This window comes from Dactylosporangium salmoneum (assembly GCF_039532525.1).
Taxonomy (GTDB): domain Bacteria; phylum Actinomycetota; class Actinomycetes; order Mycobacteriales; family Micromonosporaceae; genus Dactylosporangium; species Dactylosporangium salmoneum.
The window spans coordinates 3,613-21,222 of record NZ_BAAARV010000096.1; the positions used below are offsets into that span (position 1 = coordinate 3,613).

Below are 17,610 nucleotides of genomic sequence, written 5' to 3' on the forward strand. Positions count from 1 at the left end.
CGCGGTGGGCCCGGGCGACCGCGTCGGGAATGCTCACCCGTGCTCGACGATCGGGCGGATCTCCACCCCGGCGTGCCCGGAGCGCAGCTCCGGCAGCCGGGACGCCAGGGCGAGGGCGGCGTCGAGGTCGGGCGCCTCGAGCACGTAGAACCCGCCGATCGCCTCCTTCGTCTCCAGGAACGGCCCGTCCGTCGGGGTGGGCGCCGCGCCGGTGCCCGCCCGCAGGGTGGTGGCGGTCGAGGCCGCCTCCAGCTCGTGCCCGCCGAGCAGCCCCGCGCCGGCGGCGTCGCGGAACGCCGCGTGGGCGCGCTCCTTGGCCGCGCGCTCGGCCGTGGTCTCGGCGTCCCAGCGCTGCTCGTCGCCGTAGATGAGGATGAGGTACTTCGCCATGCCCGTGCCTTTCGTCAGGTGCTCCGTCATCGGGACGACGAACGGGCGGCCCCCGGGATCGACGCTCCCACCTTACGGAGTCCGCTTGTACGATCTGGCGCCATGAACGAGCGAAGGCTGAGCCGCCGCGGGTTGCTGGTGGCCGGACTGGGCGCGAGCGCGGTGGCCGTCGGGGCCGGCGCGGCCTGGTACGGCGGCCGCTTCTCCGGCCCGGCGACGCTGCGCTGGCGCAAGCCGCTGCCCGTGCCGGCCGACGACCTGTACCTGACCGGCGACACGCTGCTGGCCAGCGGGCCCGGCCTGACCGCGTACGCGGCCGGCGACGGCGCGGTGCGCTGGAAGGCCGACATCGGCCGCGGCGACATCGCCCCCGGCCGCTCCGGCACGGCCCCGTTCTCCAGCGACCGGGACTCGTTCGCGATCCGCACGGCGAGCAGCGGCTCGGCGGTGATCCGGGTGGCCGGGCTCGGCGACGGGGCGGAGCGGTGGCGGCGCAGCTTCGAGGGGTTCCTCGGCAGCGCCCTGCTCACCTGGGGCGGCACGGTCGTCGCCTCGGCGGATTCGGCGTCGGGCCGCGGCCTGGGCGCCTTTGACGCCACCGGGCAGCGCTGGTGGCACGCCCTCGAAGAGGCCGACGACGGCCCGTTCGACCTGGCCGCGGGCAGCGACACGGTCGTCGTGGCGGGCCGGCGGTTCTCCGCGCACAACGCCGCAGACGGCACCCGGCGGTGGAGCCTGGCGGCGGGCGACGGGCTCGCGTTCGGCCGGCCGGCGCTGCACGGCGACTTCGCGGTCGCCCTCGGCATGCGCTACATCGACGCCGACTTCGGCTACCGCAACCTGGCCGTGCACGGCATCGACGTGGCCAAGGGCGAGGTGCGCTGGTCCTACGCCGCCCCGGGCGGGTTCCTGCTCGACGGGGTGCCGCCGAAGGCGGGCTCCACCGTGCTGGCCGTGCACGAGGACGGCACCCTGACCGGCCTGGACGTGTCCAGCGGCTGGGAGCGCTGGTCGGGGCGCGGCGACGCGACGGACCTGGCGGTGCTGGGGGAGCGGCTGTTCGTCGCCCGAGCCGAGGGGGTGCTCGAGGTGAACCCGGCGACCGGGGACACCGGCGAGGTGCTGCCGGAGCGCGACGCCTACCGGCTGGCCGCCTCGGGCTCGCGGCTCGCCGTGGCCGCCGGTGACACGCTCGCGCTGTACGACGTCCGCTGATCCCGGCGTGGCGGGACCGCTACGCCGGGCGGTCCTTGCGGGGCAGTTTGGAGACGACCCACCGGTACGACTCGTCGACCGCCTCGAGGATCTCCTCGTCCGGGATGGCCCCGCCGATCTGCAGCGTGTTCCAGCCGGACCGGCCGATGTACGCCATCGCCGTCGCGTCGCCGGGGTAGCGGTGCAGCCACTCGTCGGCCGCCTCCCGGGTCGGCGCGCACTTGACCCCGACGCCCGTGTCCCCGACGAACGCGAAGATCTTCGGCCCGACCTTGGCCACGACGTCGCCCTCCCAGGGCTGGTCCTGCCACGCCCCGGGCTTGCCGAGGCAGTGCGCGAGCAGCTCGTCCCTCGTCATGCCGACCAAGTTAGTCGTGGTCGAGGGCGCAGGCGAGGTCGGCCCCGTCCAGCCGCGACAGGACCATGGAGCTGCTGGGGCTGCCACCGGGCGCGGCCGTCGTGGGGTGAAGGGGCCTGGGCGCCCCGGATGCGGGGCGCCCAGGCGTGTCACATCAGGCGCCGATCAGCAGGCCGTAGTCGGCCATCGCCATGGCGATGTCGGACTGGGCCCAGAACCGGTGGAACGTGAACGTCGGGGCGGGGCCGCCGTTGAGGTACGACTGCACCGCCGGCCAGTTCGGGTCGCTCTTGTAGAAGGATCGGATGTCCAGGAACGACTTGCCGGGGGCGATCACGTCGCCGTTGGGCATGACGCCGCTGTAGCCCGCCGGGATGTACAGGCCCTGCTGGTTGCTCGAGGACCAAACGTCGTCGAACCGGTTGTAGTCGGTCCGGGTCTCCGGGATGCCGACGCCCTGCGCGTCCGTGTGCAGCCAGATGCCGTCCAGCAGCTTCTTGGCCGTGGTCTTGGCCGAGGCGTTGCCGGCCTTGGCGCCGTAGTAGGTGAGCAGCCGCGCGTAGGCGGCGGCCACACCGACGTCGGTGCCGGAGCTGACGACCGACACGTGCAGGTTGGTGTTGGCGGCCGGGCTGGACGGGTTCCAGGTGGCCGGCGCGCCGGTCCACGCCAGGGTGTCCGGGATCTTGAAGTCGCCGTTGGCCGTGAACGTGGTGTTGGCGATGGCCCAGCTGACCCACTTGTCCAGCAGCGCCTTGGCCTTGGTGTCGCCGGTCGCGTAGTAGTACTCGGCGACCCGCTCCACCGACCACGCCTGGAAGCCGAACCACTGGTTCGACGGCGGGTCGTGGTACACCGGCTGCACGTCGTAGAACATGCCGTAGAACGTCGGCGTGCCGGCCGGGGGAGCGGAGTAGCTGCCGCCCCAGCTGTTGGTCGCGCCGCCGGCGAAGGCGCCCTCGGTGGACTGCAGCCACTGGTAGAACTCGAGCTGCCGGCCGAGGCTGGTCTGCCAGTCGGCCTTCGCCGAGGCCGACTTCGGGGTCAGCGCGGCGACGTTGGACAGCGCGTAGGCCGCCAGGGGGTTCTGGTAGCCCTGGTGGTTGTGGCTGGAGCCGATCCGCCAGGACCACTGGCCGGCGGCGTCGCCGCCCCACGCGAAGTACCACGACAGCAGGTAGGCCGCCGAGTCCTTGCCGGTGCCGGCCGCGCAGGCGGTGGAGGTGCAGCCGGGCTTCTTGAAGTACTTGTCGTACATCGCGTAGCGCAGGTAGTCACCCATCTTCGCCGCCTTGGCGACGGTCGCCGCGACGTCGGCCTGCTTGCCCTGCGCCGTGGACCACTGCAGCGCCCAGTAGGCCGCCTCGACCGCGCGGGCGTCGGCGTCCGGGGCGTCGGTGTAGCGCCACTGCTTCGCCGGGGTGCCGTCGATGAACAGCGGCAGGTAGCCGCCGTTCTGCTTGGCGCCGTAGGTGAAGTTCTCGCAGGACGGGTGGGCGACGGTTTCCCACACCGACTCCTGCGGGCCGCGCTGGTAGGTGTTGATGAACGACACCTTGGAGCCGGCGACCGGCGTGCAGGAGCTGTAGCCGTAGACGTTGTCCACGTCCTCGATCCAGTGCATGGCGTACACGTCGGTGTTGCCGTACGTCGAGGTCAGCTCGCTGTAGAGCGGGTCGGCGCCGACCTTGACCGACGAGTCGAGGTGGCCGCCCTGCTGCGGGTACAGGCTGGGCTGGTCGGCCTCGGGGGCGTAGTCGGCCGGGTCGCTGGCGTTGTAGCCGTTGCTGGTCTGGTTGGCGTGGGTCGGGATGATGTACTTCTCCATCGTGTCCCAGGCCTTGTTGAACGGGGCCCAGTCCTGCTTCACCCGGCCGTACTGCGCCTCCAGCCACAGCCAGAAGCTGAACGCCTCCGACGTGGTCTCGTGACCCCAGTCGGGCGCCTCGACGACCAGCGTCTCGATGGCGTGGTAGGGCACGCCCTCCGAGGAGAAGTACCCGCTGCTGTGGATCTTGTTGTACTGCTCCAGGAACCGCTGCACGTAGACGCCGCCGGGCACGTCGTCGTCGCTCTCGTTCGCGGTCACCGTCGCCGAGGCCCAGCCGCTGGCGGTCAGGGTGATCGTCGCGGTGCCGTTGACCGAGTCGGCGTCCTGGGCCGCGGCCACGGTCACCGTCTGCGCGGTGCTCCAGTTGGACGGCGTGAACGTCAGCGAGGTGGGCGTGGCGGTGATGTCGGTGTCGCCGGTGCGGGCCACGGCCACGGTCACGTTCGCGGACGGGGCCTGGTTGAGCTTGACCGACAGCGGCGTCGAGCCGCCCTCGGGCACGGTCAGCACGGTGGGCGTGGCGACGATCTGCGGCCCGACGACCGGGTCGACGAAGACCGGCACCGCGGTGGAGGTGCTCACCGCCCCCTTGCTGTCGTAGGCCTTGGCCTGCAGGCTGTACGCCGCCGTCTGGGTCGGCACGCCGGTCCAGGTGTAGGTGTACGGCGCCGTGGTGTCGGTGCCCAGCAGCAGCCCGTCGTGGTAGAACTCGACCTTGGTCACCGAGTCGCCGGTGTCCGGGTCGCTCGCCGAGGCGGTCATCGCGATCGACGCCGGGGCGGTGTAGCGGGTGTTCGCCGCCGGGGCGGTCAGCGAGACGGCCGGCGGGGTGTTCGGCCCGGTGCAGGCCACGCCGTTCAGGGAGAACGACGTCGGGTCCACGTTGGTGCCGCTGTAGCCCGCGTTGAAGCCCGGGTTCACGGTCCCGCCGGAGGGCAGGCTGCCGTTCCAGGCGGCGTTGCGGATCGTCACCTGCTTGCCGGTCTGGGTGAAGTCGCCGTTCCAGCTCTGCTGCAGCTGCTGGTTGCCGGCGAACGTCCAGCTGACGTTCCAGCTGGTGAGGGCGTCGCCGAGGTTCGTGACGACGAGGTCGCCGGTGAAGCCGGTCGGCCACTGGCTGCGCACGGTGTAGGTCACCTGGCAGCCTGCGGCGGCGTGGGCGGTGCCGGCCGGCAGCGCGGCGAACGTGCCGGCCACGAGCAGGCCGGCGGCCAAGGCACGGAGTCGGCGCAGCCGCCCGCGTCTGGGAATGGACATCTCGCTCCTACGTGAAAGTTTCGAACCGGGGTGAGGGCACCGTGCGACGCAATGGCGATGTGGTGTCAGGCCATTGCAGGCAGTGCCCCGGCGGCTCCCAGACGCGAGGTGGCGACGATTCTGGCATGGGAGCGCTCCCGGGACAAGGGCACTAGATTCACCGCCACCCATCGACCTGTTCGGAGGTGATGCCCACACCCCCCAATCGCGGCTCCCACGCGATGCTCTGCCGGGCGCGGCGCCCCCCGCGCCGCGCCCGGTCCCACGGGTTAGTTCCGCGAAATTCGGGTTAGTGCCCCCTCATCCGAGTGGAAGGGGGTCGTCATGGCCCGACCCGTCTCAGGCCTCGAGGAGCACCCGGACATCGCCGCGTTGCGCGCCCGCTACGACGAGGTGTCGGAGACACCGACGGCGCGCATCACCGACGGTCTCCTGGTGCTCGCCGGGATCTACCTGGCCATCAGCCCATGGGTGGTGGGCTTCCCGCCCTTCGAGGCCAACCTGTCAGCGAACAACTTCATCTGCGGCGTGGCCACGGCACTGCTGGCCGCCGGCTTCGCGATCGCCTACGGCCGTACCCACACCCTGGCGTGGCTGCCGGTCGCGCTCGGCGTGTGGACCGTCGTCGCGCCGTTCATCATCCAGCGCGGGTACTTCACGGGTGGTGCCGTCGTCAGCAACGTCATCACCGGACTGATCATGATCGGCCTGGGCCTGGTGGCGATTCGCCCGGCCGTGCTCACCCGCGCACGACGCTGACGGGCCCGCACCGGCTGGCCCCGCGCCGCCGCTGCGGTGCGGGGCTCAGCCGGTCTCGCCGTCGATGCGCTGGCGCAGCAGGTCGGCGTGCCCGTTGTGCCGCGCGTACTCCTGGATCAGGTGCAGGTACACGGCGCGCAGCGACATCGGCCCGCGCAGCTCGTCCTCGAAGGCATCGTCGAGCGCGTTGCCGGCCACGGCCGCCCGCGACGAGGCCCACTGGTCGAGCAGCCGCTGGTAGTCGCGCTCGGCCTGCTCCGGGTCGATCTCGTCGAACGCGGCGTCCTTCGCCCCGGGGCGCTTGTAGTGGAATTGCACCTCGCGCCCGTGGAAGCGGCCGTGGAACCACTCCAGCTCGACGTCGGTGAGATGGCGGACCAGGCCCAGCAGCGACATCGTGGAGGGCGGGACGGCCGCCTGGGCCAGCTCGGCCCCGGTCAGCCCGGTGCACTTGCCGGCCAGGACGGCGCGCTGCCAGTCCAGGAACCCCTCGAGGAGCTCGCGTTCGCCGGCCACGAGTGAGCCGCCGAAGGGTGGTGGCGGCGGAGCGGTCCACGTCATGGACTAGATCGTAAGTGTTGGTCTTTCCCGGCGCGCGCATGGCAACGTATGGGGCATGTCCGTCCATCCCCGCGCAGGGCAGCCCGCGCAGCGCTCCGACCTCGTCGACGTGCCGCGGCTCATCACCAGCTACTACGCCGTGCACCCCGACCCGTCCGACCCCGCCCAGCAGGTCGCCTTCGGCACCTCAGGGCACCGCGGGTCGAGCCTGCGCGGCTCGTTCAACGAAGACCACATCGTCGCCACCAGCCAGGCCATCTGCGACTACCGGGCCGCGCAGGGGTACCACGGCCCGCTCTTCCTGGGTCGCGACACCCACGCCCTGTCCGAGCCGGCGACGGTCAGCGCCCTGGAGGTGTTCGCCGCCAACGGCGTCACGGTGCTCATCGACAGCCGCGACGGCTTCACCCCGACCCCGGCCGTGTCGCACGCGATCCTGACCAACCGCCACCGCGGGGCCGACGGCGTGGTGGTCACCCCGTCGCACAACCCGCCGGAGGACGGCGGCTTCAAGTACAACCCCCCGAACGGCGGCCCCGCCGACACGGACGTCACCAAGTGGATCCAGGACCGGGCCAACGAGCTGCTGCGCGGTGGCCTCTCCGGGGTACGGCGGGTGACGTACGCCCAGGCCCTGGCCGCACCCGACACGCAGCGCTTCGACTTCCTCGCCGCCTACTGCGACGACCTGGGCGCCGCCATCGACCTGCCCGCCATCGCCTCGGCCGGCGTGCGCATCGGCGCCGACCCGCTCGGCGGCGCCAGCGTGGCCTACTGGGCCTACATCGGCGAGCGCCACGGCCTGGACCTCACCGTGGTGAACCCGCACGTCGACCCGGCCTTCGCCTTCATGACCCTGGACTGGGACGGCAAGATCCGCATGGACTGCTCGTCGCCGAACGCCATGGCCTCCCTCATCGCCCGGCGCACCGAGTACCGGGTCGCCACCGGCAACGACGCCGACGCCGACCGGCACGGCATCGTCACCCCGGACGCCGGCCTGATGAACCCGAACCACTTCCTGGCCGTGGCGATCGACTACCTGTACCGCAACCGCGAGGGCTGGCCCGCGGCCGCCGCCATCGGCAAGACCCTGGTCTCCTCCTCGATGATCGACCGGGTCGCCGCCGACCTCGGCCGGACGCTGCTCGAGGTCCCGGTCGGCTTCAAGTGGTTCGTGCCCGGCCTGCTCGACGGCTCGGTGGCCTTCGGCGGCGAGGAGAGCGCCGGCGCCTCGTTCCTGCGCCGCGACGGCTCGGTGTGGACCACCGACAAGGACGGCATCCTGCTGTGCCTGCTCGCCTCGGAGATCACCGCCCGCACCGGGCGCACCCCGAGCGAGCACTACCGCGACCTGGTGGCCCGCCACGGCGACCCGTCCTACGCCCGCATCGACGTCGCCTCGACCCGCGAGGAGAAGGCCGTCCTGGGCAAGCTCTCCCCGGAGCAGGTCACCGCCACCACCCTGGCGGGCGAGCCCATCACCGCCAAGCTGACCGCGGCCCCGGGCAACGGCGCCGCCATCGGCGGCCTGAAGGTCGCCACGGAGTCGGGCTGGTTCGCCGCCCGCCCGTCGGGCACGGAGGACGTCTACAAGGTCTACGCCGAGTCCTTCCGCGGCCCGGAGCACCTGGCCCAGATCCAGGCCGAGGCCCGCGAGGTCGTCTCGGCGGCACTCGGCGCCTGAGCGGACGGGGGCTGGGCGATGATATTGAGCATGGCCACCATCGCCCAGCCCCGCATCCGGACCCGGACGGTCGTCGTCCCGTTGCTGTCCGCGACCCTCATCGCCACCGCCGCGTCGCTCACCGAGATCGGCGTGGTCGGCCGGGCCTGGGACGCGTGCGAGGTCGGCATCAACGCGGGCGCCAACGCGATCGGCCTGATCCTCTTCGCGCTGCCGGTGCTGTGGCTCATCCAGACGGGGCTCATCGGTGCTCTGGCCCCGCAGCTGGCCCGCGTGTCGCGCAACCGCCTGGTCGTGACGGCCCTGATGGGGCTGCTGGCCGTGACGGTCGTCGCCGTCACGGCCTACACGTTCTTCGCCATGTCCGGGCTGCCCGTCCAGTTCCGGGCGACCTGCCCGGGCTGGTGGCCCTCCTGGCTGCCGCCCGCGCCGAAGCCGTTCTACTAAGCGACGCGGGTCTGCGGGGTGGCGTGGGTGGCCGACGGGCGCTTGAAGGCGCGCTGCAGCTGCACCACGATCGACCACGTCACCTCGGCCACCGGCCGCGCGCCGTTGACCTGGATGAGCAGCTCCCGCTGGGCGTAGTAGTCCAGCAGCGGGCGGGTCTTCTCCTCGTACACCTTGAGCCGGTGGCGGATGACGTCCTCGGTGTCGTCGGCGCCGCGGGCCCGGGCCAGGAGCCGGCGGATCAGCTCCTCCTCGGGGACCTCCAGGTGTACCGCGATCTGCACGCCGACGCCGAGGGTGCCGGCGGTGCGGTACGCCGCCTCGGCCTGCTCCACCGTGCGCGGGAAGCCGTCGAGGACGTAGCCGCCGGTGTCGCTCGCGGACATGACCGGCTTGCGCAGCATGTCCATGATGATGGCGTCGGGCACCAGTTCGCCCTTGTTGACGATGTCCTCGACCGTGCGGCCGATCGTGGTGCCCTCGGCGATGTGCCGGCGCAGGATGTCGCCGCTGGCGATGTGCGCGATCCCGAACTGCTTGGCGATCGCATCGGCCTGGGTGCCTTTCCCGGCGCCCGGCGCGCCCACCATCAGGATCCGCTTCGCCCGCGGTGTCACCGGCTGCACCGTCATCTGCACACCCCTTCGTATGCCCCCTCATCGGCCCGCCGCCGATGGTCCAGCATCGCATCCACGGCCCTCGGCGGGCCTGTGGGACACCTGTGAATTTGTCCATTCCCGGCTGTGAGGTCGGCGACCCCACAACCGGGAATGCGGCCGTGCGAAACGGTGTTGGATCTTTACCGGGTGCCGAGCAGGTCGACGACGAAGACCAGGGTCTCGCCCGGCTTGATCACGCCGCCGGCGCCCCGGTCGCCGTAGCCCAGGTGCGGCGGGATGACCAGCTTGCGGCGGCCGCCGACGCGCATGCCGGCCACGCCGCGGTCCCACCCGGTGATGACCTGGCCCCGGCCCAGGGCGAAGTCGAAACTGCCGCCGCGGTTCCACGAGGCGTCGAACTCGCGGCCGGTGGAGAGGGCCACGCCCACGTAGTGGACGCTCACCTGCTGGCCGGCGACCGCCTCCGGCCCGTCGCCGACGGTGATGTCCTCGATGACGAGGTCGGCCGGGGCGGGGCCGTCCGGCAGGGTGACCTCGGGCTTGCTCAGCGCCATGCGTTGACTCCTTCGTTACGAAACGTCGTCTCCATCCTGCCTCATGGCGTCGTACCGTCGGCGCATGCATCCCGTCCGGGTGGCGTTCTGGCTGGTGACGACCGGCGCGGCGCTGCTGCTGGGGCAGGCCGCCGCCGCCGGGTGGCTGCTGCTGCGCTACAACGGGCTGGTGGAGCGGCTCGGGCCGTGGTCGCGCAACGAGGCGACGATCATCGAGACGGTCTACGTCCACCTGCTCGGCGGGTGCGTGCTGGCCGGGGGCCTGTGCCTGCTGCTGTGCGGGGTGGCGCTGGCGGTACCGCGGCCCACGCCCCACACCCGCCGCGTGGTCGGCCGGGCGCTGCTGCTGGTCACCCTCTCGCTGCTGCTCGGCGTCGTCTACGGCCCGGACTCGGTGCTCCTGCCCGACGACCAGCGCATGCTCGAGCACCTGCAGCCGCTGCTGCCGCTGTGGTACACCGCCGTGCAGGGCCTCGTCGTCACCGCCGTCATCGCCATCGCCGTCCTCGCCGTGCAACGCCTCACCCGGAAGGCGGCGACGCAGTACTATCGGCGCCGCGACACCCACGCCCCCTGGCCCGGCTTCACGTCGTGGCTGGACGTGCGGTTCCAGGATTGACGCGCCGGGGGATGTCGAGACCCGCCCGCCGGCTCCGACCACCCGGCATGACGAAGCATTCCCCGTGGCTGGGCCTGGCCGTCCTCGCGCTGCCGGCCCTGCTGGTCTCGATCGACGTGTTCGTGCTCCTCCTCGCCCTGCCCCGCATCGGCGCCGACCTGCACGCGAGCAGCACCGAGCAGCTGTGGATCCTCGACGTGTACGGCTTCCTGCTCTCCGGATTCATGATCACGATGGGCACCCTGGGCGACCGCATCGGCCGCCGCCGCCTGCTGCTGCTCGGCGCGGCCGCGTTCGGCGCCGCCTCCGTCGCCGCCGCCTACAGCACCGGCCCGGTCATGCTCATCGCCGCCCGGGCCGCCCTCGGCATCGCCGGCGCCACCCTGGCCCCGTCGTCGCTGGCCCTGATCAGCGGCCTGTTCCCCGACCCGCGCCGGCGCGGCCTGGCCATCGGCGTGTGGATGGTCTGCTTCATGAGCGGCGCGATCATCGGCCCGGTCGTCGGCGGCCTGCTGCTGGCGCACTTCTGGTGGGGCTCCGCGTTCCTGCTCGGCGTCCCGGCGATGGTGCTGCTGCTCGTCCTCGGCCCGATCCTGCTGCCCGAGCAGCGCCACCCGGGCGCGGGCCGCTTCGACCTGCCCAGCGTCGCGCTGTCCCTGGCCGCCATCCTTCCCACGGTGTACGGCGTGAAGGAGCTCGCCCGCACCGGCTGGCGCCCCGTGCCCCTCGCCGCGCTCGCCGCCGGCCTGGTCCTCGCCGTGGTCTTCGTCCGCCGTCAGCGCACCCTCGCCGCCCCGGTGCTGGACCTGCGCCTCTTCGCCGACCGCGCCTTCGCCGCGGCCCTCGGCGGGATGTTTGCCGGGACCATGCTCACCGGCGCGATGATGGTCTTCATCACCCAGCACCTGCAGCTCGTCGACGCCCTCAGCCCGCGCGCCGCCGGCCTGTGGATCCTGCCCGCCGCGCTGGCCAGCGCCGTGAGCTTCCAGGTCTCCCCGCTGCTGGCCCGGCGCGTGCGCCCCGGCCTGCTCATGGGCGGCGGCCTCCTGCTGTCCGCGGCCGGCGCCGCCCTCGTGGTGCTGATCCCGGCGTCGGCGGGCCCGCTGCCGGTCATCGCCGCCTTCGTGGTCAGCAACCTCGGCATGGGCCCGATGGTGACCCTGGCGACGGGCATCGTCATGGGCTCGGCCCCGCCGGAGCGGGCCGGCGCGGCGGGGGCGCTCAACGAGGTGAGCGGCGAGTTCGGGTACGCCCTCGGCATCGCCCTGCTCGGCAGCCTCGGCACGGCCGTGTACCGGGCCGTCGTCGACCTCCCGGCCGGCCTGCCCGCCTCGGCCGCCGGGGCCCGGGACACCGCCACCGCGGCCGTCGCCGCCGCGGCGGGGCTGCCGTCGTCCCTCGCCGGACCGCTGCTGGCGGCGGCGCGGACGGCGGCCACCTCGGGGCTGCACGTGGTCGCGGCGGTGTGCGCGGTCGTGCTGGCCGGCCTGGCGCTGGTGACGCTGCGGATGCTGCGTCACGTCCCCGTGCTGGCCGCCGCCGCGCCTTCCTCCGGGGAGGAGTCCCAGGACGGGGAACCTGTGCGCGCGTGAGGCGCCGGGACGGCTACTGCGGCGCCAGGGCGGCCTGGCCCATGGCCGCACGTCCTCGGCGAATCCGCTCGCTGCCGAGCGCCGGCGGCGCAGCTTGCAGAGTTCGAGGTGTACGAGGTCCCGCCGGCGCCGCCGGCGCTGTCGATCAGCCCGGGCCGCGTCAGCTTCGGCAGTGCCGCCGGCGGCGCGACGAGTGCGGCGCAGCCCGTCACCCTCGCCAACACGGGCGGCAGCCCGGCGACGCTCACGTCCGTGACGGTCACCGGCGACTTCCAGCGGCTCGGCGGCACCTGCGGCGCGGCCCTGCCGGGCGGCGGCTCCTGCACCATCACGGTCGTGTTCAGGCCCACCGTCACCGGTTCACGGTCTGGCACGCTGTCGGTGAGCTCGTTGTCGGTCGCGCTCGCCGGCACGGGAGCCGCCGCCCGACCTGGCCGCGTTCCGGCAGGTCTGGGCGGAGTCCTCGGGCACGTTCCCGCCGACCAGCGCGCGATACGTGCAGCTCATCTTCATCGGCAACACCATGTCACCGTCGGCCCAGCTCGGCGAGTTCGAGGTCTATCCACTGTAGACCAGGGACAGATCCGGAGCCGCGTCGTGGACCTCGGCGGCCAGCGCACCCAACGCGGGTACGAAACCGAGTGCCGGCTGGGTGAGGTCGAAGGCATCGACCTCACCCTCACCTTCCTGCGCGCCAAGCGAGACCGGGTACGGCGGCCCTTGCTGCAGATCCGGTCGTCAGCACCGAAGCCACGTGACCCCGACCTGGCTAACGCCCGAGCTGCCGGTCGAGTTCCTCGAGGAGATCGACGATCTCCAACCTGCTGGTAGCGGCGGGCAGGACCCGTGTGGTGCCGTAGGCTAGCTCGACGAACGCCGAGCGTGTGGCCGCGAGTTCGTCGGCGGTGAGGTCCAACTGGTGCCACGATGCGTTGGGGGCCGGTGCAGCCTCGTCGCGCAGCCGCAGGGCCACGGTCCGCGCGGTATCGGCGTCGATGCCCGTGCGAGTTGCCCATTCGTCGTCGCCGAGATCGTCGAGAACGGTGCCGATGACGTTTGCCAGCAGGAGTAGCATCTGCGGGTCACCGGTGAGCCGGACACCCGTCGGGAGGATCCGGACGACGGTGCGGGTGATCGGCACATCGTCCAGGCCGGCGTGGTGCTCGCCCAGCATGAACTGGACGTTTTGGCGCTGCCAGCCGCGCGCCAGCTCCAGCGCGGTCATGCCGTCGGTGCTGACCGTGCCGATGGCGGCGCCGGCCAGCACCAGGGCGGCGATGACCCGTTGTTCGTTGCGTTCGACTGCGTGCATCAACGCGGTCCGCCCTTGTTGGTCGCGGGTGTTCACGTCGGCGCCGGCCTGCAGGAGCACGTCCACCGCGGCATGATCTCCTCGCCGGGCGGCGATGACGATCGCTGGCGTGCCGTCGGACCGCTGCTGGTTGACGTTTGCGCCGTTCGCCAGCAAGAGGCGCAGGACCGCAGGTGCGACAGATCGCATGACCGCGGTGATGAGCGGCGCCTCCTCGCCTGGGTGTGGTGTTGCCCCCGCTTCGAGCAGCACCCGCAGCGTGGCGAGGGCCGCCGGTCGAGGACGGTGCCGTGTGTAGGACACGGCCTCCGTCAAGACGCTCGTCCTTGTCGTGGATTCCGCCGGAAGGGCTCCGTGGGCGATGAGGTACTGCACCACGTCCGCGTGCGCTTCGAGCATGGCCACGCGCAGCGGCGTCACGTCGAAGTAGCCGAAGGGTCCGATGCGGGCGCCGGCGTCCACCAGCAGGCCGACGACTCCCAGCCTGCCGCTACGGGCTGCCTCGACGAGCACCGACCCTCGGTACCGGCTCACTGCGGCATTCGGGTCCGCCCCGTCGGCGAGGGCCTGTGCGACGGCCGCCTCGTCACCGGCTTGCACCGCCTCGATGAGTTGCTGATCGGCAGCATGGTTCATCGGTCATCACCTCCCGTCAGGTCAGCGAACGCGCGCAGGTGCAGTCGCGCTGCCACGTTGCTGGCGAACCAGACGAAGAAGTCGCTGGTCGGGTCGAGGCCCGCGCGGACCGTGTCGCACCAGTCGGGCCGGTCGAGCACCGTGAGGTACTGCTGCACGATGCGGTCGCGCTGCTCGGTGGTGCACCCGCATCGGTTCGAGGGCGTGACTGTCAGGTGGTCGGCGATGACCGCGGCGTCGACGTACCGGTGCACCGTCGGCGCCTGCCGGGCAAGGTGTGCCGCATGTGCGGCCAGGACGACGGGTGCCGGTGGATAGTGCTCGAGGGTCATGCCCATGCCACCGCAGTCAGCCATGACCTTCAGGAGTCGGCCGGTGTGGTCGACCAGGTCGTCGTCGACCTCCGTGCTGGTAATCGCCTCGTGCAGGTGCGCTGCGGTGGCGACCTTGCCGGCGAAGTAGCCGTTGAGGAAGTCGCCGTCGCAGGCGTGGCGCAGCAGCCACGACCGCGAGGCATAGCTGCCATAGCGGCACAGCGCCTCGACGACGTAGACCCGACCCCAGCCCGCGACACGCTCGGCCAGCCACAGCAACGCTTCCCCGCCTCCGCGGCGGCGTTGCAGCGCCTCGGCGGCCAACGCCCCGAACCGGTCCGACAGCAGGCCGATGGTTTGGATCAGCGGGATATCGTCCTCGGTCCAGTCCGTGGCCAGCAGCGCCAGCCCGGCCGTCGCGGCGCAGCGGTCCGTACTGTGCCGCACCAGCCACCGGCCGGTCTCCCGCACCCGCTGCCGGTCCGCCCGCAACGCCGCGGCGGCGATGTGCTCGTTGCGGTGGATCGGCACGTGGACGCCGTGGAACGCGTCGGCAAGTTCGCTTGGCGGCGCGTCGGGCTTGGCGAAGTGCCTGTCGAGGATGGCGGCGACATCGGCGCCGTCGAGTCGCCGATCCTGCTGGGACTGGGGTCGCGGCCGCCGACGGTGGAGTTCGTCGTCTGGATACGGCTCGCCGTCACGCGGCAGGACGCCGTCAGGATCTTGCTGATGGAGACGAAGAGCGTGTGCGAACAGCGTGGTCTGGGGTCCGAGCGATCCGGGCTCGGTCGTCACGCTCACCGGCGGACGGAGGACTCGATTCTCGCGATCATGGCGGCGATGATGCCACCCGAGACCCACCTGAGCAAGCAACGGTGATTGACACCCGAATGTCGCCCTCGTGCCGCAATGGTTGAAGCCCTGCGAGGCTGATGCTGACGTCGCCGCGTCTCGCGCGCCAGTTCGGCCGCCGTCCCGGGCTCGCCGGCGCGATCGCTCCCAGCGCGGTTGTCCTGACCATCACCACCGATCTGTGCCCGGCCACCGCGCGCGCCGAGATCGCCGGCGTCCTGACCGCCGGCACCGACGTCGCCCCAGGGCGTCGGCGACCGCCGGGCGCGGGTCGGGAGCGTCGCGGCGGAAATAATCCATGGCCATCTCTTGACGAACGATTGGTGACACCACACAGTTAACACCAGTTAACACCTATGAAACGCGCCCCTCGTCAAGGGAGGACCGGTGAAACGCAACATCGCGCTGGCTGGTCTCGCGGCTCTGGCCACCGGCGCAACCGTCCTGGCCTGGGGAATCAGCGCGGGTCAGGCCTCCGCGGACGCCCGGGAACCAGCGGCGTCCGGAGCATCCACCCCCGCCGCAACCGCCGCCGACCGCGCTGTACGTCGGCCTCAACGACGTCAACGCCTACTGGGACGGCTCGTCCGGCGCCTTCGGCCACAACTCGTCCAACACCACCCAGGCCGTCAGCATGGACGTCGTCGGTCACGAGATGGGTCACGCGATCGACCAGTTCACCGGCGCCGGCACCGCCACCTCGGGCAGCCACACCGCGACCTACACGGTCACGGTGACCAGCAGCAACCCGAATGGGCCCGACTTCTCGGTGTCGCTGTCGCCGTCCTCGGCGACGGTGGCCCCCGGCAGTTCGACCACGGCATCGGTGGCCACGGCCACCACGTCCGGGAGCGCGCAGACGGTGAACCTGTCGGTGACCGGCGCTCCGACAGGCGTGACCGCGTCGGTGACCTCGGGTGGCTCGGCGACCCTGTCGATCTCAGTGTCATCGTCGGCGACTGCCGGCACGTACACCCTGACCGTCACCGGCACGGGCACCTCGGTGACCCACACCGCGACGTTCTCACTGACCGTCTCCGGCGGCACCCCGCCCGGCTGCGGCGGCGTGACGGCCTGGAGCTCCACCAAGCCGTACGTCCCCGGTGACCAGGTGTCCTACAACGGCCACCTGTGGAAGTCGACCCGGTACTCCACCGGCGCCGAGCCGGGTGCGCCCGGTTCCTGGGCGGTCTGGACCGACGCCGGCACCTGCTGATCCGAGCGGTCGACCGACCGGCCAACCACCTGATCAGCCCGCAACGGGCCCCGGCCAACCGCACCGGGGCCCGTTGCTGTCTCCCACACCCCCGTACCCGAACGTCCTCCCCACGAAGGAGTCCACGTGAGACACCGACCTACGCTCGCGGCAGTGGCCGCCATGGCAGCCGTCGCCGGCGTCGTGGCCTGGGGCGCCGCCCCGGCCGTGGCCACCCGCACCGCAGAGCCGGCCGCGGCCGCCGTCGCTCCCGAGGTCAGCGTTGCCAACGTCAAGAACCACCTGACGCAGTTCTACGGGTTCGCCCAGAGCAACGGCGGCAACAGGTTCTCCGGCTCCGGCGGCTACACCGCATCACTGTCCTATGTGGAGCAGAAGCTGGCCGCGGCCGGCTACACCGTGACCCGCCAGGCCTGCACCAGCTGTACGGCCGGGTCGCAGAACCTGATCGCGGAGTGGAAGGGCGGCGACGCCAACCAGGTCTTCATGCTCGGCGCGCACCTCGACAGCGTCCGGGCCGGCTCCGGCATCAACGACAACGGCTCCGGCTCGGCCGGAGTCCTGGAGACCGCGCTCACGCTCGCCCAGCAGAACCCGACCATGACCAAGCGGGTCCGCTTCGCGTGGTGGGCCGACGAGGAGCAGGGCCTGCGCGGCTCGACGTACTACGTGAGCCAGCTCTCGTCGACCGAGCGGTCGAAGATCAAGGGGTACCTGAACTTCGACATGATCGGTTCCAGGAACGCCGGGTACTTCATCAACAACATCAGCACCTCGCTGGCCGCGAGCCTCAAGGCGTACTACGACGCGATCGGCGTGCCGACCGAGGAGAACGTCGAGGGCGCCAACCGGTCCGACGACGCGTCGTTCCGCAACGCCGGCATCCCCACCAGCGGCATCGCCGCCGGCGCCAGCGCCATCAAGACGGCTGCCCAGGCGCAGAAGTGGGGCGGCACCGCCAACGCGTCGTACGACTCGTGCTACCACAGCTCCTGCGACACCACCGGCAACATCAGCGACGTTCCACTCGGCCGAGCGGTGAACGGTATGGCCTCGGCGCTGTGGGCCAACGCGGTCGGCGGCACCGGCCCGAGCCCGAGCCCCAGCCCGACGAAGACCACGTCGCCGACTCCCACCGCGAGTCCCACCGTGAGCCCGACCACGCCGCCGGCCGGCTGCGGTGGGCTGCAGGCGTGGAGCGCAACCAAGCCTTACGTGCCCGGTGACAAGGTCTCGTACAACGGTCACCGGTACTCGTCCACCTGGTACTCCACCGGTGCCGAGCCGGGCGCGCCCGGTTCCTGGTCCGTCTGGACCGACGACGGCGCCTGCTGACACGGCGGCCGGCCGCCGTCACACGCCCGGAGCGGGCCCCGGCACGATCGGCGCC

General features: G+C 72.0%; 18 protein-coding genes. 10 read left to right on the top strand and 8 right to left on the bottom strand.

The window, feature by feature from the left end; genetic code table 11:
* Positions 1-33: 33 nt before the first annotated feature.
* Entirely contained in the window at positions 34-420 is a 387-nt protein-coding gene (locus tag ABD352_RS47055) for a YciI family protein (protein ID WP_344619150.1), read from the bottom strand.
* Between the two features lie 72 nt (positions 421-492).
* On the opposite strand from ABD352_RS47055, the gene ABD352_RS47060 reads away from it, so the two are divergent.
* Entirely contained in the window at positions 493-1,605 is a 1,113-nt protein-coding gene (locus ABD352_RS47060; RefSeq protein ID WP_344619151.1) for an outer membrane protein assembly factor BamB family protein, read from the top strand.
* A 19-nt stretch (positions 1,606-1,624) separates the two neighbouring features.
* Here ABD352_RS47060 and ABD352_RS47065 read toward each other — a convergent pair whose 3' ends face one another.
* Complete coding sequence (locus ABD352_RS47065) at positions 1,625-1,963, bottom strand: MmcQ/YjbR family DNA-binding protein (protein ID WP_344619152.1); 339 nt, start codon at positions 1,961-1,963, stop codon at positions 1,625-1,627.
* A gap of 154 nt (positions 1,964-2,117) precedes the next feature.
* Positions 2,118-5,051, bottom strand: coding sequence for a glycoside hydrolase family 48 protein (locus ABD352_RS47070; RefSeq protein ID WP_344619153.1), 2,934 nt, complete (start codon positions 5,049-5,051; stop codon positions 2,118-2,120).
* A 324-nt stretch (positions 5,052-5,375) separates the two neighbouring features.
* Here ABD352_RS47070 and ABD352_RS47075 point away from each other — a divergent pair, with 324 nt between their 5' ends.
* On the top strand, positions 5,376-5,810 hold the full coding sequence (locus ABD352_RS47075; RefSeq protein WP_344619154.1) for an SPW repeat protein: 435 nt from the start codon (positions 5,376-5,378) through the stop codon (positions 5,808-5,810).
* Positions 5,811-5,855: 45 nt separating this feature from the next.
* Here ABD352_RS47075 and ABD352_RS47080 read toward each other — a convergent pair whose 3' ends face one another.
* Positions 5,856-6,371, bottom strand: a complete 516-nt coding sequence (locus tag ABD352_RS47080; protein ID WP_344619155.1) for a DinB family protein — start codon at positions 6,369-6,371, stop codon at positions 5,856-5,858.
* Positions 6,372-6,426: 55 nt separating this feature from the next.
* On the opposite strand from ABD352_RS47080, the gene pgm reads away from it, so the two are divergent.
* A complete protein-coding gene (gene pgm, locus ABD352_RS47085; protein ID WP_344619156.1) occupies positions 6,427-8,058 on the top strand; it encodes a phosphoglucomutase (alpha-D-glucose-1,6-bisphosphate-dependent) in 1,632 nt (543 codons plus the stop codon).
* A 30-nt stretch (positions 8,059-8,088) separates the two neighbouring features.
* A complete protein-coding gene (locus ABD352_RS47090) occupies positions 8,089-8,505 on the top strand; it encodes a hypothetical protein (RefSeq protein ID WP_344619157.1) in 417 nt (138 codons plus the stop codon).
* Here the strand turns inward: ABD352_RS47090 and ABD352_RS47095 are convergent.
* Together ABD352_RS47095 and ABD352_RS47100 are read right to left on the bottom strand one after the other, a co-directional pair.
* Positions 8,502-9,137, bottom strand: a complete 636-nt coding sequence (locus ABD352_RS47095) for an adenylate kinase (RefSeq protein ID WP_344619158.1) — start codon at positions 9,135-9,137, stop codon at positions 8,502-8,504. The two genes, ABD352_RS47090 and ABD352_RS47095, sit on opposite strands and share 4 nt — an antisense overlap.
* Positions 9,138-9,304: 167 nt before the next feature.
* The gene (locus ABD352_RS47100; RefSeq protein WP_344619159.1) at positions 9,305-9,679 is read right to left on the bottom strand and encodes an FKBP-type peptidyl-prolyl cis-trans isomerase; all 375 of its coding nucleotides are present in this window, start codon (positions 9,677-9,679) and stop codon (positions 9,305-9,307) included.
* A gap of 64 nt (positions 9,680-9,743) precedes the next feature.
* Between ABD352_RS47100 and ABD352_RS47105 the strand changes: the two genes are divergently transcribed.
* The 3 genes from ABD352_RS47105 to ABD352_RS47115 all read left to right on the top strand — a co-directional run bounded on the left by ABD352_RS47105 (position 9,744) and on the right by ABD352_RS47115 (position 12,721).
* Positions 9,744-10,298: a hypothetical protein gene (locus ABD352_RS47105; protein ID WP_344619160.1), complete on the top strand. Its 555-nt coding sequence runs from the start codon at positions 9,744-9,746 to the stop codon at positions 10,296-10,298.
* A 47-nt stretch (positions 10,299-10,345) separates the two neighbouring features.
* The gene (locus ABD352_RS47110) at positions 10,346-11,890 is read left to right on the top strand and encodes an MFS transporter (protein ID WP_344619161.1); all 1,545 of its coding nucleotides are present in this window, start codon (positions 10,346-10,348) and stop codon (positions 11,888-11,890) included.
* Positions 11,891-11,998: 108 nt separating this feature from the next.
* Positions 11,999-12,721, top strand: a complete 723-nt coding sequence (locus ABD352_RS47115; RefSeq protein ID WP_344619162.1) for a choice-of-anchor D domain-containing protein — start codon at positions 11,999-12,001, stop codon at positions 12,719-12,721.
* Here the strand turns inward: ABD352_RS47115 and ABD352_RS47120 are convergent.
* Positions 12,660-13,838, bottom strand: a complete 1,179-nt coding sequence (locus ABD352_RS47120; protein WP_344619163.1) for an ankyrin repeat domain-containing protein — start codon at positions 13,836-13,838, stop codon at positions 12,660-12,662. The genes ABD352_RS47115 and ABD352_RS47120 overlap by 62 nt on opposite strands.
* Positions 13,835-14,683 (bottom strand): hypothetical protein, encoded by an 849-nt coding sequence (locus ABD352_RS47125; protein ID WP_344619164.1) that lies wholly within the window; start codon positions 14,681-14,683, stop codon positions 13,835-13,837. The genes ABD352_RS47120 and ABD352_RS47125 overlap by 4 nt, the downstream gene beginning before the upstream one ends.
* On the opposite strand from ABD352_RS47125, the gene ABD352_RS47130 reads away from it, so the two are divergent.
* The 3 genes from ABD352_RS47130 (at position 14,684) to ABD352_RS47140 (ending at position 17,555) form a co-directional block, all read left to right on the top strand.
* Positions 14,684-15,031: a hypothetical protein gene (locus ABD352_RS47130; RefSeq protein WP_344619165.1), complete on the top strand. Its 348-nt coding sequence runs from the start codon at positions 14,684-14,686 to the stop codon at positions 15,029-15,031.
* A gap of 514 nt (positions 15,032-15,545) precedes the next feature.
* Positions 15,546-16,220: a hypothetical protein gene (locus tag ABD352_RS47135; protein WP_344619332.1), complete on the top strand. Its 675-nt coding sequence runs from the start codon at positions 15,546-15,548 to the stop codon at positions 16,218-16,220.
* A gap of 162 nt (positions 16,221-16,382) precedes the next feature.
* Positions 16,383-17,555 carry a M28 family peptidase gene (locus ABD352_RS47140; protein WP_344619333.1) on the top strand — a complete coding sequence of 391 codons (1,173 nt, stop codon included), beginning with the start codon at positions 16,383-16,385 and terminating at the stop codon, positions 17,553-17,555.
* Positions 17,556-17,610: the final 55 nt, after the last annotated feature.

Excerpts from the sequence above, each read along its gene's own strand:
- ABD352_RS47110 (WP_344619161.1), top strand. The coding sequence starts at position 10,346 with ATGACGAAGCATTCCCCGTGGCTGGGCCTGGCCGTCCTCGCGCTGCCG.
- ABD352_RS47070 (WP_344619153.1), bottom strand. The coding sequence starts at position 5,051 with ATGTCCATTCCCAGACGCGGGCGGCTGCGCCGACTCCGTGCCTTGGCC.
- ABD352_RS47090 (WP_344619157.1), top strand. The coding sequence starts at position 8,089 with ATGGCCACCATCGCCCAGCCCCGCATCCGGACCCGGACGGTCGTCGTC.
- ABD352_RS47140 (WP_344619333.1), top strand. The coding sequence starts at position 16,383 with ATGGCAGCCGTCGCCGGCGTCGTGGCCTGGGGCGCCGCCCCGGCCGTG.
- ABD352_RS47075 (WP_344619154.1), top strand. The coding sequence starts at position 5,376 with ATGGCCCGACCCGTCTCAGGCCTCGAGGAGCACCCGGACATCGCCGCG.
- ABD352_RS47065 (WP_344619152.1), bottom strand. The coding sequence starts at position 1,963 with ATGACGAGGGACGAGCTGCTCGCGCACTGCCTCGGCAAGCCCGGGGCG.
- ABD352_RS47100 (WP_344619159.1), bottom strand. The coding sequence starts at position 9,679 with ATGGCGCTGAGCAAGCCCGAGGTCACCCTGCCGGACGGCCCCGCCCCG.
- ABD352_RS47055 (WP_344619150.1), bottom strand. The coding sequence starts at position 420 with ATGACGGAGCACCTGACGAAAGGCACGGGCATGGCGAAGTACCTCATC.
- ABD352_RS47120 (WP_344619163.1), bottom strand. The coding sequence starts at position 13,838 with ATGAACCATGCTGCCGATCAGCAACTCATCGAGGCGGTGCAAGCCGGT.
- pgm (WP_344619156.1), top strand. The coding sequence starts at position 6,427 with ATGTCCGTCCATCCCCGCGCAGGGCAGCCCGCGCAGCGCTCCGACCTC.
- ABD352_RS47105 (WP_344619160.1), top strand. The coding sequence starts at position 9,744 with ATGCATCCCGTCCGGGTGGCGTTCTGGCTGGTGACGACCGGCGCGGCG.
- ABD352_RS47080 (WP_344619155.1), bottom strand. The coding sequence starts at position 6,371 with ATGACGTGGACCGCTCCGCCGCCACCACCCTTCGGCGGCTCACTCGTG.
- ABD352_RS47095 (WP_344619158.1), bottom strand. The coding sequence starts at position 9,137 with ATGACGGTGCAGCCGGTGACACCGCGGGCGAAGCGGATCCTGATGGTG.
- ABD352_RS47060 (WP_344619151.1), top strand. The coding sequence starts at position 493 with ATGAACGAGCGAAGGCTGAGCCGCCGCGGGTTGCTGGTGGCCGGACTG.